The sequence below is a fragment of the Paractinoplanes atraurantiacus genome (assembly GCF_900215205.1).
Taxonomy (GTDB): domain Bacteria; phylum Actinomycetota; class Actinomycetes; order Mycobacteriales; family Micromonosporaceae; genus Actinoplanes; species Actinoplanes atraurantiacus.
This window is the reverse complement of sequence record NZ_OBDY01000015.1, coordinates 75070-89943: the sequence shown is the minus strand read 5'-3', so window position 1 is coordinate 89943 and position 14874 is coordinate 75070. Positions and strand designations below refer to the sequence as shown.

At 71.0% G+C, this 14874-nt stretch carries 11 protein-coding genes; 9 read left to right on the top strand and 2 right to left on the bottom strand.

Going from position 1 to position 14874, the window contains the following annotated elements:
* The 7 genes from CRP55_RS29225 to CRP55_RS29195 are packed head-to-tail and all read left to right on the top strand — an operon-like array spanning position 1 to position 7330.
* On the top strand, positions 1-498 hold the full coding sequence (locus tag CRP55_RS29225; RefSeq protein ID WP_097323428.1) for a (2Fe-2S)-binding protein: 498 nt from the start codon (positions 1-3) through the stop codon (positions 496-498).
* Positions 495-2888 carry an aerobic carbon-monoxide dehydrogenase large subunit gene (locus tag CRP55_RS29220; protein WP_097323426.1) on the top strand — a complete coding sequence of 798 codons (2394 nt, stop codon included), beginning with the start codon at positions 495-497 and terminating at the stop codon, positions 2886-2888. The genes CRP55_RS29225 and CRP55_RS29220 overlap by 4 nt, the downstream gene beginning before the upstream one ends.
* A 10-nt stretch (positions 2889-2898) precedes the next feature.
* The gene (locus tag CRP55_RS29215) at positions 2899-3780 is read left to right on the top strand and encodes an XdhC family protein (RefSeq protein ID WP_245923448.1); all 882 of its coding nucleotides are present in this window, start codon (positions 2899-2901) and stop codon (positions 3778-3780) included.
* Positions 3777-4382 carry a nucleotidyltransferase family protein gene (locus tag CRP55_RS29210; protein WP_245923447.1) on the top strand — a complete coding sequence of 202 codons (606 nt, stop codon included), beginning with the start codon at positions 3777-3779 and terminating at the stop codon, positions 4380-4382. The genes CRP55_RS29215 and CRP55_RS29210 overlap by 4 nt, the downstream gene beginning before the upstream one ends.
* Positions 4379-5239: an AAA family ATPase gene (locus tag CRP55_RS29205; protein WP_179855377.1), complete on the top strand. Its 861-nt coding sequence runs from the start codon at positions 4379-4381 to the stop codon at positions 5237-5239. The genes CRP55_RS29210 and CRP55_RS29205 overlap by 4 nt, the downstream gene beginning before the upstream one ends.
* The gene (locus CRP55_RS55760; RefSeq protein WP_097323421.1) at positions 5236-6141 is read left to right on the top strand and encodes an SRPBCC family protein; all 906 of its coding nucleotides are present in this window, start codon (positions 5236-5238) and stop codon (positions 6139-6141) included. The genes CRP55_RS29205 and CRP55_RS55760 overlap by 4 nt, the downstream gene beginning before the upstream one ends.
* Positions 6128-7330 (top strand): vWA domain-containing protein, encoded by a 1203-nt coding sequence (locus tag CRP55_RS29195; RefSeq protein ID WP_179855376.1) that lies wholly within the window; start codon positions 6128-6130, stop codon positions 7328-7330. The genes CRP55_RS55760 and CRP55_RS29195 overlap by 14 nt, the downstream gene beginning before the upstream one ends.
* Here CRP55_RS29195 and CRP55_RS29190 read toward each other — a convergent pair.
* Complete coding sequence (locus tag CRP55_RS29190) at positions 7327-8283, bottom strand: LysR family transcriptional regulator (protein WP_097323419.1); 957 nt, start codon at positions 8281-8283, stop codon at positions 7327-7329. The genes CRP55_RS29195 and CRP55_RS29190 overlap by 4 nt on opposite strands.
* Before the next feature lie 372 nt (positions 8284-8655).
* Between CRP55_RS29190 and CRP55_RS29185 the strand changes: the two genes are divergently transcribed.
* Positions 8656-10272, top strand: coding sequence for a hypothetical protein (locus CRP55_RS29185; RefSeq protein ID WP_143234969.1), 1617 nt, complete (start codon positions 8656-8658; stop codon positions 10270-10272).
* Between the two features lie 173 nt (positions 10273-10445).
* Complete coding sequence (locus CRP55_RS29180) at positions 10446-13607, top strand: penicillin acylase family protein (RefSeq protein ID WP_097323415.1); 3162 nt, start codon at positions 10446-10448, stop codon at positions 13605-13607.
* On the opposite strand, the gene CRP55_RS29175 is transcribed toward CRP55_RS29180, so the two are convergent.
* The gene (locus tag CRP55_RS29175; protein ID WP_097323413.1) at positions 13580-14866 is read right to left on the bottom strand and encodes a GH1 family beta-glucosidase; all 1287 of its coding nucleotides are present in this window, start codon (positions 14864-14866) and stop codon (positions 13580-13582) included. The two genes, CRP55_RS29180 and CRP55_RS29175, sit on opposite strands and share 28 nt — an antisense overlap.
* Between the last annotated feature and the right edge of the window lie 8 nt (positions 14867-14874).

Below are 14874 nucleotides of genomic sequence, written 5' to 3'. Positions count from 1 at the left end.
ATGCAGGTCACGATGACCGTCAACGACGTCGAGGTCACCCGGGAGATCGAGGGGCGCCTGCTGCTCGTGCACTTCCTGCGCGACACCCTCGGCCTGACCGGCACCCACTGGGGCTGCGACACCAGCAACTGCGGCACCTGCGTGGTCTGGCTGGACGGCGAGCCCGTCAAGTCGTGCACCGTGCTCGCCGCGATGGCCGGGGGCCACGAGGTGCGTACCGTCGAAGGCCTGGCCAAGGGCGCCGAGCTCGACCCGATCCAGGAGGGCTTCCGGCAGTGCCACGGCCTGCAGTGCGGTTTCTGCACGCCGGGCATGATGATGACCTGCCGGGCCCTGCTCGACAAAAATCCCGACCCGACCGACGCCGAGATCCGCGAGGCCATCTCCGGCCAGATCTGCCGGTGTACGGGGTATTCGACCATCATCCGCTCGGTCCGCTGGGCGTCGGTGCACGAGGCCGCCGCTGCGGAGAAGCAGGAGGAGGTGGCGCAGGCATGACGGCTGTCCAGGAACCGAAGCTCACCACCTTCGACGACAACGACCAGAAGCCGGTCGGCTACGGCCGGATGCTGCGTAAGGAGGACCCGCGGCTGCTGCGCGGCCGGGGCCGCTTCACCGACGACGTGCAGCTGCCGGGCATGCTGCACCTGGCCATCCTGCGCTCGCCGTTCGCCCACGCCAGGATCGTCGGCATCGACACCAGCGCCGCCGAGGCCGCGCCGGGCGTCCGCGCGGTCGTCACCGGCGCCGCGCTGGCCGAGCAGGGCCTGGCCTGGATGCCGACGCTCTCCAACGACGTGCAGGCCGTGCTGGCCACCGACAAGGTGCGCTTCCAGGGCCAGGAGGTCGCGTTCGTCGTGGCCGACGACCGCTACCAGGCCCGCGACGCGCTCGAGCTCATCGACGTCGAGTACGACGTGCTCGACCCGGTCATCGACGTCCGCAAGGCGCTCGCGCCGGATGCCCCGCTGATCCGCGACGACCTCGAGGGCAAGGCCGACAACCACTGCTTCGACTGGGAGACCGGCGACGAGGAGGCCACCGCGGCCGTCTTCGCCAAGGCCGACGTGGTGGTCGAGACCGACGTGGTCTACCCGCGCGTGCACCCGGCGCCGATGGAGACCTGCGGCGCGGTCGCCGACTTCGACCCGATCGAGGGCAAGCTGCGGCTCTGGTCGACCACGCAGGCCCCGCACGCCCACCGCACCCTCTACGCGATCGTGGCCGGGCTGCCCGAGCACAAGATCCAGGTGATCGCCCCGGACATCGGCGGCGGCTTCGGCAACAAGGTGCCGATCTACCCGGGCTACGTCTGCGCGATCGTCGCCTCCATCGTCACCGGCAAGCCGGTCAAGTGGATGGAGGACCGATCGGAAAACCTTATTAGTACGGGATTCGCGCGCGACTACATCATGCGCGGCGAGATCGCGGCGACGCGAGACGGCAAGATCCTTGCCATCCGTACGAACGTGCTGGCCGACCACGGCGCCTTCAACGGCACCGCGGCGCCGGTCAAATACCCGGCCGGCTTCTTCGGCGTCTTCACCGGCAGCTACGACATCGAGGCCGCGTACTGCAAGATGACCGCGGTCTACACCAACAAGGCGCCGGGCGGCGTGGCGTACGCCTGCAGCTTCCGCATCACCGAGGCCGTGTACCTGGTCGAGCGGATCGTCGACACGCTCGCCTACGAGCTGGGCATGGACCCGGCCGAGCTGCGCCTGAAGAACTTCATCCAGCCCGAGCAGTTCCCGTACGAGACGAAGACCGGCTGGGTGTACGACTCGGGCAACTACGAGCCGACGATGCGCCTGGCCATGGACATCGCCGGCTACGCCGAGCTCCGCAAGGAGCAGGAGGAGAAGCGGGCCCGGGGCGAGCTGATGGGCATCGGCATCGCCTTCTTCACCGAGGCGGTCGGCGCCGGCCCGCGCAAGAACATGGACATCCTCGGCCTGGGCATGGCCGACGGCTGCGAGCTGCGGGTGCACCCGACCGGCAAGGCGGTCGTGCGGCTGTCGGTCAAGACGCAGGGCCAGGGCCACGAGACCACGTTCGCGCAGATCGTGGCCGAGGAGATCGGCATCCCGCCGGCCGACATCGAGGTCGTGCACGGCGACACCGACCAGACCCCGTTCGGCCTGGGCACGTACGGCAGCCGTTCGACCCCGGTCTCCGGCGCCGCGGCCGCGCTGGTCGCCCGCAAGGTCCGCGACAAGGCCCAGATCATCGCCTCGGCGATGCTCGAGGTCACGGTGGCCGACCTGGAGTGGGAGAAGGGCAAGTTCCAGGTCAAGGGCGACCCGGGCAAGTCCGTCACCATCCAGCAGATCGCCATGCGCGCCCACGGGGCGGGTGACCTGCCGGACGGCATCGAGGGCGGCCTGGAAGCGCAGATCTGTTACAACCCGTCCAATCTCACGTACCCCCACGGGGCGTACATCTGCGTGGTCGACATCGATCCGGGAACGGCGCAGGTCAAGGTGCGCCGTTTCATCGCGGTCGACGACTGCGGCACCCGGATCAACCCGATGATCATCGAGGGCCAGGTGCACGGCGGTCTCACCGACGGCGTCGGCATGGCCCTGATGGAGATGATCGCCTTCGACGAGGACGGCAACTGCCTCGGCGCCTCGCTGATGGACTACCTCATCCCGACGTCGCTCGAGGTGCCCGACTGGGAGACCGGATATACGGTCACCCCGTCACCGCACCACCCGATCGGCGCCAAGGGTGTGGGGGAGTCGGCCACTGTCGGCTCGCCGCCGGCCATCGTGAACGCGGTCGTGGACGCGCTCAAGCCCTTCGGCGTCCGCCACGCGGACATGCCGCTGACCCCGTCGCGCGTCTGGGACGCCATGCGGGGCCAAGCAACGCCTCCGATCTAAGGAACCAGCTGTGCTGATCGCGGAACGCGCGAAAGAACTGACGAACGAGCGCCGCCCGTTCGTGCACGCCACCGTCGTCCGCGCCCAGGAGCCCACCTCGGCGCGGCCCGGTGACGACGCGGTCATCCTCGCCGACGGCTCCATCGAAGGGTTCGTCGGCGGGGTGTGCGCGGAGGGCTCGGTGCGGCAGGCCGCGCTCGACTCGCTGCGCGACGGCAACACCGTGCTGCTGCGGGTGCTGCCGGAGGAGTCGGCGCCGTTCCCGGAGACGCCGGGGGCGCTCGTGGTGGTCAACCCGTGCCACTCGGGCGGGGCGCTCGAGATCTTCCTGCGGCCGATGCTGCCCAAGCCCCTGGTCGGGGTCGCCGGCACCACTCCCATCGGCACGGCCATCCGGGAACTGGCCGCGTTCCTCGACTTCGAGGTCGCGCCCACGGGTTTCTACGCGGGTGCCTCGGCGGTCGTGGTCGCGGGTCTGGGTCGTGACGAGGAGCAGCAGATCCACGCGGCGATCGAGGCCCGGGTGCCCTACATCGGGCTGGTCTCGAGTCACAAGCGCGGCGAGGCTGTCCTCGACGCGATGCGGCTGACCCCGGCCGAGCGGGAGCGCGTCCACGCGCACGCCGGGATCGACATCGGCGCCCGTACGCCCAAGGAGATCGCCTTGTCGATCTTGGCGGAAGTAGTGCGGGGCGTCCGCAAGGGCGGCATCGTCGCCGCGCCGCTCAGCGGGGTCTCGCTGCCGCTGATGGAAGCCGCGGCCCCGCGCCAGGCCGTCGATCCGGTGTGCGGGATGACGGTCCTGATCGGTGAGAACACCCCGCACGCCGTCGTCGACGGGCAGGACCACTGGTTCTGCTGCACGGGATGCCGGGACAGGTACACGGCTTGAGTCCACGGTCTGGCATCGGTTTTCCGCCGCGGGAAGGCACTGTCACCGGGCTGGTCCTCGCGGCCGGTGGCTCGCTGCGGCTCGGCGAGGCCAAGCAGCTGCTGCCGTACCGCGGCCGGACCCTGCTCGACGCCACCCTGGACATGGCGCGTGCCTGCGGCTTCGACGAGCTGCTGGTGACCCTCGGCGGATCCGCCGCCGAGGTGCGCGCCCGCGTTGACCTCACCGGATGCACGGTGATCGACAACGCCGCGTTCTCGTCCGGCTGCGGCTCCTCAATCCGCTCTGGAGCCGCAGCCGTGACGACCGACGCCCTCGTCCTGCTGCTGGGTGACCAACCCGGCGTGCAGCCGTCCTCAGTGGACGCGTTGCTGGCGGCGCCGACACCTCTCGCCGTCTGCCGCTACGACGACGGGCTCGGGCACCCGTTCCTGTTCCGCCGCCCCGTTTTCGCCGGCCTGCTCGGCCTGCACGGCGACAAGGCGGTGTGGAAACTGCTCCACTCCGGCCGCTATCCGGTCACCGAGGTGCCGGTCGTGGGGCGGGTGCCGATCGACGTGGACACGGCCGCCGACTATCAGAGACTGCTGGAGTCACAGTGAACTCGCCCGACGACGTGCGGCAGCAGCTCGACGCGGTGGACTACCTCGTCGACGACGGCCTGGCCATGGCCGTGTTCCTGGCCCTGCGCCTGGGAAAGCCGCTGCTGCTCGAAGGCGAGCCCGGCGTCGGCAAGACGGCCGCGGCCAAGGCCCTGGCGGCCGCGCTGAACACCGACTTCATCCGGTTGCAGTGCTACGAGGGGCTCACCGCCGGCGAGGCCCTCTACGAGTGGAACTATCAGCGCCAACTCCTGGCCATCCGGCTCGCCGAGGCCCGCCAGGAGAAAATCGGCGACGCCGACCTGTTCACGGCCGAATTCCTGCAGGAAAGACCCATTCTTCGCGCCGTACGCTATGAGGGCCGCACCCCGCCGGTGCTGCTGATCGACGAGATCGACCGCGCCGACGACGAGTTCGAGGCGCTGCTCTTCGAATTCCTGGGCGAAGCCGCCATCACCGTTCCCGAACTGGGCACCTTCACCGCCGTACGGCCGCCGATCGTCGTCCTCACCTCCAACCGCAGCCGCGAGTTGCACGACGCGCTGCGCCGCCGCTGCCTCTACCACTGGATCGAGTTCCCGCCGCCGTCGTTCGCGGCCGAGATCGTCCGGCGCACGGTGCCCGGCGCGGCGGCGCCGCTGATCCGCAGCGCCACCGAGTTCATCGGCCGCGCCCGGCGCCTCGAGCTCGACAAGGCGCCCGGCCTGGCCGAGACCATCGACTGGGTGTCGGCCCTGACCGCCCTGGGCGTCACCGACCTGGTCGCGGCCGACGTCGTCAGCACGATCGGCACGATCGCCAAGACCCCCGACGACCGGCTCGCCGTCGCCCGCCTTGCCACTGAGGAGCCCTCATGAAAATCACCAACGAGTTCACGGTCCACACCCCGATCGACCGCGCCTGGGAGGCGCTGACGGACCTCGAGGGCATCGCACCCTGCATGCCCGGCGCGCAGCTGACCGGTGTGGACGGCGACGTCTACAGGGGCAAGGTGAAGGTGAAGGTGGGCCCGGTCATCTCGGAGTTCGCGGGTACGGCCCAGTTCACCGAGAAGGACGAGTCGGCCTACCGGGCCGTCATCGACGCCAAGGGCCGCGACGCCCGCTCCGCCGGCAACGCGGCCGCCCTGGTCACCGCGGTCCTCTCCCCGTCGGGCGACGACAGCACCTTGGTCAGCGTCGACACCGACCTGAAGATCAGCGGCAAACTGGCCCAGTTCGGCAGCGGCATGATCAAGGAAGTCTCCAGCAAGCTCCTGACCCAGTTCGTCACCAACCTGGAAGCCAAACTAGCCACCGACGCCGCAGCCGCTTCTTCTCCGCCCCCTTCCGCAGCCTCCGCCTCGGCCGCCTCCGCCGTGCCCGGCGCCGCCGGTGCCTCCGCCGCCTCCGCTGAGACGACCGATTCGCCGGCCGAATCCGCCACCACCACTGCCTCGGCCGCTGCGGTCGAGACCGCCCCCGATACCAGCGTCTCCCCGGCCGCCGTCGATCCCACCCCGAGCCCGGCCGCCTCCGACGTGCCGATCGGCCACGCCCTGAACGGAAGGGCCCCGACCTCGGCCGCGGCAGCCGTGGCCACGCCCGCGGCCGTCGACAGCGGGGTGGCGCCCGCCTCCTCTTCCGCCGCGACGGCTGAGGCCGAGCCGCTCGACCTCCTCGAACTGGCCGGAGGCTCCATCTACAAGCGCCTCATCCCGGTCGCGGTCGGTGCGGTCGTCGTCGGCGCCGTCATCGCCTGGGTCGTTGCCCGCCGCTGAGCCCCGCCCCGCCGCCCCGCCGACTCTGCTGAGGGGCACGGATCGGGCGGCGTTCGCGGTGGCGTTCGTGGGGCGGCTGCGGCGGGCGGGGCTGGCGGCCGGGGTCACCGAGACGGGTGACCTCGTGCACGCGCTCGAGGTCAGTCCGCCCGTGTCCGTGGAGGCTCTCTATTGGACGGCGCGAGTTGCCCTCGTACGGCGTCAAGCGGATCTGGAAGCCTTTGACCGGGTCTTCCGGGCGGTCTTCGATGAGGCGCCGCCGCTGCCGTTGACGCGTGGTGCCGTACCACCGAGCAAGCGTGACGATGCGCACCTGGCCGTGCCGCACGGGGTTGACGAGACGACGGCCGGAGGTGGGCTGCCGTGGGCGACGCTGCCGCCGGCCGTCGCCGCGGCCGAGCCCACGGATTCGCCGCTGCAGACTCCCGAGCGGCGGCCCAGCGCCCTCGCCGCGCTGGCCGAGCTTCCGTTCGAGGAGTTGGACCCGCTTTCGCTTGCAGCCTTGGGCGATGCGTTGCGGGCGAGCCTCACCGACTGGCCGACCCGCCGGACCCGCCGCCACGCCGTCGATGCCGCCGGGCGCCGGATCGCGTTGCGGCCCACCATCGCCCGCGCCCGCCGGACGGCCTGGGAGCCGGTGACGGTGGTCCGCCAGCGCCCGGTCCGCCGGCCGCGCCGCGCCGTGCTGATCTGCGACGTCAGCGAGTCGATGCGCGCGCAGGCCGCCGCCTACCTGCACATGATGCGGGCCTTCACCCTGGTGGCCGACGCCGAGGTCTTCGCCTTCGCCACGACCCTGACCCGGCTGACCCCGGCCCTGCGCCGCACCTCGGCCGACGAGGCCATGGCCCACGCCACCGATGCGGTGGGCGACCGCTTCGGCGGCACCCGGATCGCCACCAACCTGACCGCGCTGCTCGACTCCCACCACGGCAACACCCTGCGCGGCGCCCTGGTCATCGTCGCCTCCGACGGCTGGGACAGCGACCCGCCGGCCCGCATGACCGCCGCGATGGCCCGCCTGCGCCGCCGAGCCCACCAGATCGTGTGGCTGAACCCCCGCGCGGGCGCGCCCGGCTTCGCCCCGAAGGTCGCCGGAATGGCCGCCGCCCTCCCGTTCTGCGACCACCTGCTACCGGCCGCGACCTTCGCCGACCTGGCGGCGGCCGTGCGCGTCCTGACTCGTTAGCTCCACAAAGTCACGTGGACCGACGGGCGGAAGTGGCCGACGTTGACGCCGGTGCCGCGCATCATGGCCTGGATGGCCCGTGGGGTCGAGGCGAAGCGGGCCAACTCGCGGGCCGCCTGCGGGGCGTTGCGCTCGTCGAGCATCAGGGCGTGCCAGCCGGCTTCGAGTACGGCGTGCGGGCCGGCCACCCGTGCGAGATGGCCTTTGCGAACGTCCGGAGCGACAGCGAAGGACAGCGCCGGCGCCAATCCCTTGCCCCGCTTGGCCTCCTCGACCGCGGCCGCGTTGCTCTGGTAGATCTGCTGCTTCTCCTCCGGGATGCCGAGGCGCCGCAGCAGGTCGGGGACCGCGCCGATGTCGGTGGCGGCGGACGGGCCGAGCAGCCACGTCTGGTCGCGCAGCTGGCCGGGGGAGGGGCGCACCACCGCGAGCGGGTGCTCGGGGCCGACGACGACCTCGATGCGGTAGTTCATGACCGGGCGCGTGCTCAGCTCGGGTGCGAGCGCCGGCGGCGGCGGACCGATCGCGATGTCGACCGTCCGGCTGATCAGCGCCGCCGCGATCGACGCCGGGTCGCGAACGCTCAGCTCCACGTCGAGGTCGGCCGCCCGCCCGGCGAACAGCTCGAGCAGGCCGGGCGCGGCATGCTCGGCGAAGAGGCTGGAGGCGCCGACCCGCAGCAGCCGCCGCCCGCGACCGGCCGCGCTGACCTCGAGCACGGTGATGTCTTGCAGCCCCAGCATCTCCTGGGCCCGGCTGGCCAGCCTGAGGCCGCCGGGGGTGAAGGCCAGACCCGATGACGTACGGGAGAAGAGCTGATCACCGAGCTCACGGCGCAACTGCCCGATGTGCAGCGACACCGCCGACTCGGACACGGACAGCTGAGCGGCCGCCAACTTGACCGACCCGAACCGGACCACAGCGGAATAGGCGCGCAGTTGCGTCGGCGTCATCACCGGCGTCCACCACGTCGAGCCATGATCCGTCCCTCCGGGTAGTGGTGCGCGTCTCACTCGCAATCTATCGCGCCACTACCGCCCTGGTCCGGCCCGCTATCCACAATGTGGATCATTCGTACGCAGCTCATTCGTGTTGGTGGATATCTTGCCGTAGGGCATCTGACCGTCCGTCACACGAACACCTGTCGCGCCGAACAAGGTGTCGTCATGCGTGATCCTTCGTTGAAGCTAGGGACCCGTGTCAGACATGCCGGATTTGCCGGAACATGCGGACTGTGGATATCAACTCTCTCGTCCGTACCTTCAAGAACGGCTTCTCGATGGTCAACCCGGACACCGTCGTCGACCGCTCTTGCGAGGACCTTCATGCCGATCACGCGCCCTTCCCGCTCACCGCGAACGCATCCTGCATTCTCCGCCGCCGCCGCGGTGGCCGTGATCGCCGTGGTCGCCGCGCCCTTGACGCCCGCCGCCGCGCGGGAGAGCCGGGACGCCTCCGGGAAGTGCGCCGGCGCCCGCTCTGCTGCTCAGGGTGCCGCGACCGGTCAGGGCGGCACGCGCCCGGCCGAGGGTGGCTCAGTCGACCGGGGCCGCGCTCGGTCCGCCGGAGCCGCCTCGGCCGAGCGTGACCGGCCGGTCGGCGCTGCCGAGGGCGAGCTGACCGAAAAGGATCGCCCCCGCTTTACCGCGACCGCTCAGGCTGACCTTGCGAAGATCTCGGTGCTCGACGCCGGGGTGCTGCGGCCCGACCTTCCCTCGCTGGTCGACGTGCGCCTCGCGGCGGCGCATGGCAGCGCCGACAGTGCCGCGCGCCGGGCCAGGACGACCGCGAGCGGGCGGTACGCCGACGCCAAGCTGCTCGGCATGCAACTTCCCGGTCTTCCGTCGCCGGGCAGTGTCGCCGAGCGGCAGGCCCCGCCCAACCGGCAGGCGGCCACCGCCGAGCTCGCGAGCCTTCAGGCCGCCGGCCTGGCGACGGTCCAACTCGGGCGCTCGACGGCGGAGGCGCGCTGGCTGGACACGTACAACTGCGGCGCGACCGGACCGCTCACCCGCACCGCGACGATGGTCGCCGGCGTCCAGCTGCTCAGCGGCGGCGGCCGGACCCCGGCTTTGCAGGCGCTTCGCCGCCCGGGCGACACCGCCCGCAAGACCAGCCTGCTCCGGCTCGGCCCGACGGGTTCGACCCAGAGCGCCACCGATCTCGTACGCCTCGGCGACGGCCGCCGCGGCGTCAGCGCCGCCGCCGGTGTCGCCCTGTCGGACCTGACCCTCTTCGGCGGCACCCCACAGGAGGTGTCGATCAAGGTGGTGACCCAGCCGACCTTGACCGTCGTCGCCACCGGTGACCGCAAACGTTCATCCGTCGAATACCGCCCGGCCCTCCTCAAGGTGACCGCCGCCGGCAAGCCGATCGCCACCCTGGACACCGCCGACGCCGGCATCGGCGTCGACCTCTTCGGCGGCCTCACACCCAAGTCGGCAACCGGGGCTGAGGCCGGGGCCGCGGTTGAGCCCGCCCTCCTCTCGACCCGCATCTCCCTCGGCAGTCCCCGGCAGGCGATCGGCGACCGCGACGTCCGCGCCGAGGTTGCCGCCCTTCGCGTCGAGGTCCTCCTCGGAAAGGCGCATCTTCTCGACGTCGCCCTGGGTTATCTGTACGCACAGGCCTCCACCGCCCCGGCGATGGTGGCCGGCGCCCCGGCACCCCACGCGACGAAGCCCGGCAAGACCATCGAGGCGCCCGAAGAAGAGGTCGAGGAACTGCCGCAGGTAGTGGCGAAGCCTTCGAAGGCCGCGGCCGCGGCCAAGGCCGTCGGCGAGCCCCAGGCCACGCAGACGGCCGAGGGAACCGACCCGGCCGAGGTAAGCGCCCTGGCCCGCACCGGGAACAACGTCTTCGCCGTGGTGACCGGCGGCGCCGTCCTGCTGATCCTCGGCATCGCGGCTCTGACCTTCGCCCGCCACCGCAGGCAAGGCTGAGCGCGGCGCCGCTGAAAGCTTCACCGAGGGGGAACGCGGGCGGCAGGTGGGGAGTGGAGCCCCACCTGCCGCCCCTTCTTGCTGCTCGCGCCCAGGTCTAGCCCCAGCAGACATCGACGTCTTAATATCTATGAAATCTTTTCGCGTTCGAGCGTTCCCCGAAGGGACACCTCATGCGCCGACTCTTCTCCGCCCTCGCGGCCTCCGTCCTGCTGGCCACCCTCCTCGTGCAGGCCGACAGCCCGGCCCAGGCCGCCCCTGTCGAGAACACCGACTACTGCCTCGGCGAATGCTCCGACATCCTGCCGCCGGGCCAGAACGGCGACGCCGACCTGCTGCAGATCCTCGCCTCGCAGGCCTTCGGCACCAAGCCGCCGCACTCCGACGATCAGCTCGCGCCCTACGACGCGCTCGTGCACAGCTACACCGGCCTCACCGGACAGCAGATCAACACCTTCTTCAACGACAGCTCGTACGGAGCGGCCGACGTCGCCACGACGATCTCCCCGCGAGCGGACGTCACCATCGTGCGCGACAAGAAACTCGGCATCCCCCACATCACCGGCACCACCCGGGCCGGGACCATGTACGGCGCCGGTTACGCCGGCGCGCAGGACCGCCTCTTCCTCATGGACCTGCTCCGCCATGTCGCCCGGGGCAAGCTGACCCCGTTCGCCGGCGGTGCCGCGGGAAACCGTGATCTCGAGCAGAGTGTGTGGCGCAATTCCCCGTACACCGAAGCCGATCTTCAGACCCAGATCGAGACCCTGCGCACCTCGGGCGCGCGCGGCCAGCAGCTCTACACCGACGTCCAGTCGTACATCGCCGGCATCAACAAATACATCGCCGACTGCATGGCCGCCCGCGACTGCCCCGGCGAGTACGTCCTGACCGGTCACCTCGACGCCGTCACCAACGCCGGCGGCCCCGAGCCCTTCGTGCTCACCGATCTGGTCGCCGTGGCCGGTGTCATCGGCGGCCTGTTCGGTGGTGGCGGCGGCACCGAGATGCGTTCCGCCCTCGTCCGGATCGCCGCCCGCGCCAAGTACGGCAACGCCGTCGGTGACCAGGTGTGGCAACAGTTCCGCTCGCAGAACGACCCCGAGGCCGTCCTGACGCTCCACAACGGACAAAGCTTCCCGTACGGCGCGGGCAACCCGAACGCGCCCGGTGTCGCGATGCCCGACGCCGGAACCACCGTCCCCGAACCGCTCGTGTACGACCGTACGGGCTCCGCCGCCACGGGCGTCTCGGGGAAGAGCTCCGTCGCCCTGGCCATGACGCCGAATCAGCGCGGCATGTCCAACGCCGCCGTCGTCAGCGCCGCCAACTCCTCCACCGGCCACCCGATCGCCGTCTTCGGCCCGCAGACCGGCTATTTCGCGCCGCAGCTGCTCATGCTCCAGGAGCTGCAGGGCCCGGGCATCTCCAGCCGCGGCATCGCCTTCGCCGGCCTCAACCTCTACACCCTGATCGGCCGCGGCCCCGACTACGCCTGGAGCGCCACCTCCAGCATCCAGGACATCACCGACACGTACGCCGTGACCCTCTGCAACCCGGGCGGCGGCACCCCGACCGTCGCGTCCACCGGCTACCTCTACCACGGCCAGTGCCTCGCCATGGAGGCTCTCTCCCAGTCGAACGCGTGGAATCCCACCACCGCCGACGCCACCCCGGCGGGCTCCTACCGCCTGACCTCGCTGCGCACCAACTACGGCCTGGTCCAGTGGCGCGGCCTGGTCGGCGGCGTGCCCACCGCGTTCACCGCCCTGCGCTCCACCTACCGGCACGAGGCCGACTCGGCCGTCGGCTTCCAGATGTTCAACGAGCCGGCCCAGATGGGCACCCCGGCCGCGTTCACCGCCTCCGCGTCCACGATCGTGTTCGCCTTCAACTGGTTCTACATCAACAGCAAAGACATCGCGTACGTCACCTCGGGCGCCGAACCGGTGCGCCCGGCCGGCGCCGACCCGAACCTGCCGACCAGGGCCGAACCGGCCTACGAGTGGGCCGGCTGGAATCCGGCCACCAACACGGCGACCTACCGGCCGCTCTCGTCGCGCCCGCAGGCCGTCAACCAGGATTACTTCGTCAGCTGGAACAACAAGCAGGCGGCCGGGTATTCGGCGGCCGACGGCAACTTCAGCTTCAGCGCCGTGCACCGGGCCGACCTGCTCGACCGCCCCATCAAGGCGGCCGTGGCCGCCGGGCAGAAGTACGACCGGGCCGGCCTGCTCAAGGTGGTCGAGTCGGCCGCCACCACCGACCTGCGCGGCGCCGAGGTCCTCGACGACGTGCTGCGCGTCATCGACACCGCCCCGGTGACCGACGCCGCCCAGGCGGCCGCGATCGCCAAGCTGCGCGCCTGGCGCACCGCCGGCTCCCACCGGGAGGAGACGGCCGCCGACAGCGAGGTGTACAAGGACGCCGACGCCATCCGCATCATGGACGCCTGGTGGCCGAAGCTGGTCGTCGCGCAGTTCTCCACCGGGCTCGGCGACGGCCTGTTCGACTCGCTCGTCGACGCCCTCCAGATCAACGAGTCACCCTCGGGCGGGCAGACCGGCCCCGTCTCCGACCTGCCCAGCTCGGCCAACGAGTCGCAGGCCCACAAGGGCTCCTCCTTCCAGTACGGCTGGTGGGGCTGGGTCTCCAAGGATCTGCGGGCCACCCTGGGCGACGCCGTGCCGAACTGGTCGCAGAAGTACTGCGGCGGTGGCACGCTCAGCGCCTGCCGCACGGCCCTGCTGAGCAGCCTCACTGCCGCCCTGGCCGAGCCGGCGACCACCACCTATCCCGGCGACGAGCACTGCGCCGCGGGGAACATCTGGTGTGCTGATGCGATTTTGCACAGCCCTCTGGGCGGCATCGAGCACGACCTCATCTCGTGGCAGAACCGGCCCACGTATCAGCAGGTCGTCTCCTTCCCGGCGGCCCGGGGCGACGACGTCTCCAACCTGGCCGCCGGCCGCGCGGTCACCGCGTCCAGCACCCAGTTGGGCTACCCGGCCGGCAACGCCGTCGACGGCAACCGGAGCAGCCGCTGGGCCAGTTCCTGGTCGGACAACCAATGGCTGCGGGTCGACCTGGGCTCGTCCCGCCCGGTCGCCCGCGCCGTTCTGCACTGGGAGAGCGCGTACGCCTCGGCCTATCGGATCGAAACCTCGGCCGACGGCACCACCTGGACCACCGCGGCCACCGTGACCGGCGGCAACGGTGGCACCGATGTGGTCGGCTTCCCCACTACAAACGCCCGCTACCTGCGTGTGGTGGGGCAGACCCGCGCCACCTCGTACGGCATCTCGCTCTACGAGTTGGAGGTCTTCGCGCACTGAGCCTGCAGCCAGCGGTAGGAGTCACGCGGCGTGCGCTCCTGGGTGTCGAAGTCGACGTGCACGAGGCCGAACCGCTGCGAGTAGCCCTCGGCCCACTCGAAGTTGTCGAGCAGCGACCACACGAAATAGCCGCGCACGTCGACGCCGGCCTCGATCGCCGCCCGTACGGCATCAAGGTGTGACTTCAGATAGTCGATCCGGAAGGTGTCGGCGACGCCCTCCTCCGTCGAACAGCCGTTCTCGGTGATGTAGATCGGAGGCAGGGCGTCGCCGTACGTCTGCCGGAGCCCCGTCAGCAGCTCGGTGAGCCCGGCCGGCACCACCGGCCACCCGAACGCCGTCGCCGGATAGCCCTCGATCGGCCGGATCTCGAACGGCAGATCGCCCTCCTCGGTCGCCGGGCCGACCAGCGTCGGGTTGTAGTAGTTCACCCCGAGCGCGTCGATCGGCGTGCGGATGATGTCGAGATCGCCGTCCTGGATGTGTGGTGCCAGGCCGCCCATCAGGAAATCCGGATATGACCCCGACAACACCGGATCGTTGAACAGCCGGTTGTGGAAGCCGTCGTAAACCAGGGCCGCGGTCTCGTCACCCGCCGACCACACCGGCGTGCAGTTGTTGGTGATCCACACTTCGCGCGCGCCCGCGGCCCTCAGCGCCCGCACCGCCAGACCGTGCCCGAGCAGTTGGTGGTGGGCCACCGGCAGCGCGCCCAGGCCGAGCTGCCGCCCCGGCGCGTGCGTGCCCCACGCGTACCCCTGAGCCATGTGCACGACCGGCTCGTTCAGCGTGATGAACCTTCCGACGCGGTCCCCGAGCCGGGCCGCCACGTGTCCCGCGTACTCCGCGAAGCGGTACGCCGTCTCCCGGTTGAGCCAGCCGCCCTCGTCCTCCAGGGCCTGCGGCAGATCCCAGTGGAACAGCGTCGGCACCGGCTCGATGCCGCGCTCCAGCAGCCCGTCCACGAGCCGGTCGTAGAAGCCGAGCCCCTTGTCGTTGACGGCTCCCGCGCCGGTCGGCTGCACCCGCGGCCAGGCGATGGAGAACCGGTAGGCCCCCACACCCAGGTCGGCCAGCAGCGCAACATCCTCGGCCCAGCGGTGGTAGTGGTCGCACGCCACATCGCCGGTGTCACCGTTGCGCACCCGGCCCGGCGTGTGCGCGAACGTGTCCCAGATGGACGGTCCGCGCCCGTCCTCGCGCGCCGCGCCCTCGATCTGGTAGGACGCCGTCGAAGCCCCGTACAGGAAACCCGCCATCGTCTCAG

Excerpts from the sequence above, each read along its gene's own strand:
- CRP55_RS29225 (WP_097323428.1), top strand. The coding sequence starts at position 1 with ATGCAGGTCACGATGACCGTCAACGACGTCGAGGTCACCCGGGAGATC.
- CRP55_RS29220 (WP_097323426.1), top strand. The coding sequence starts at position 495 with ATGACGGCTGTCCAGGAACCGAAGCTCACCACCTTCGACGACAACGAC.
- CRP55_RS55760 (WP_097323421.1), top strand. The coding sequence starts at position 5,236 with ATGAAAATCACCAACGAGTTCACGGTCCACACCCCGATCGACCGCGCC.
- CRP55_RS29190 (WP_097323419.1), bottom strand. The coding sequence starts at position 8,283 with ATGACGCCGACGCAACTGCGCGCCTATTCCGCTGTGGTCCGGTTCGGG.
- CRP55_RS29185 (WP_143234969.1), top strand. The coding sequence starts at position 8,656 with ATGCCGATCACGCGCCCTTCCCGCTCACCGCGAACGCATCCTGCATTC.
- CRP55_RS29180 (WP_097323415.1), top strand. The coding sequence starts at position 10,446 with ATGCGCCGACTCTTCTCCGCCCTCGCGGCCTCCGTCCTGCTGGCCACC.
- CRP55_RS29175 (WP_097323413.1), bottom strand. The coding sequence starts at position 14,866 with ATGGCGGGTTTCCTGTACGGGGCTTCGACGGCGTCCTACCAGATCGAG.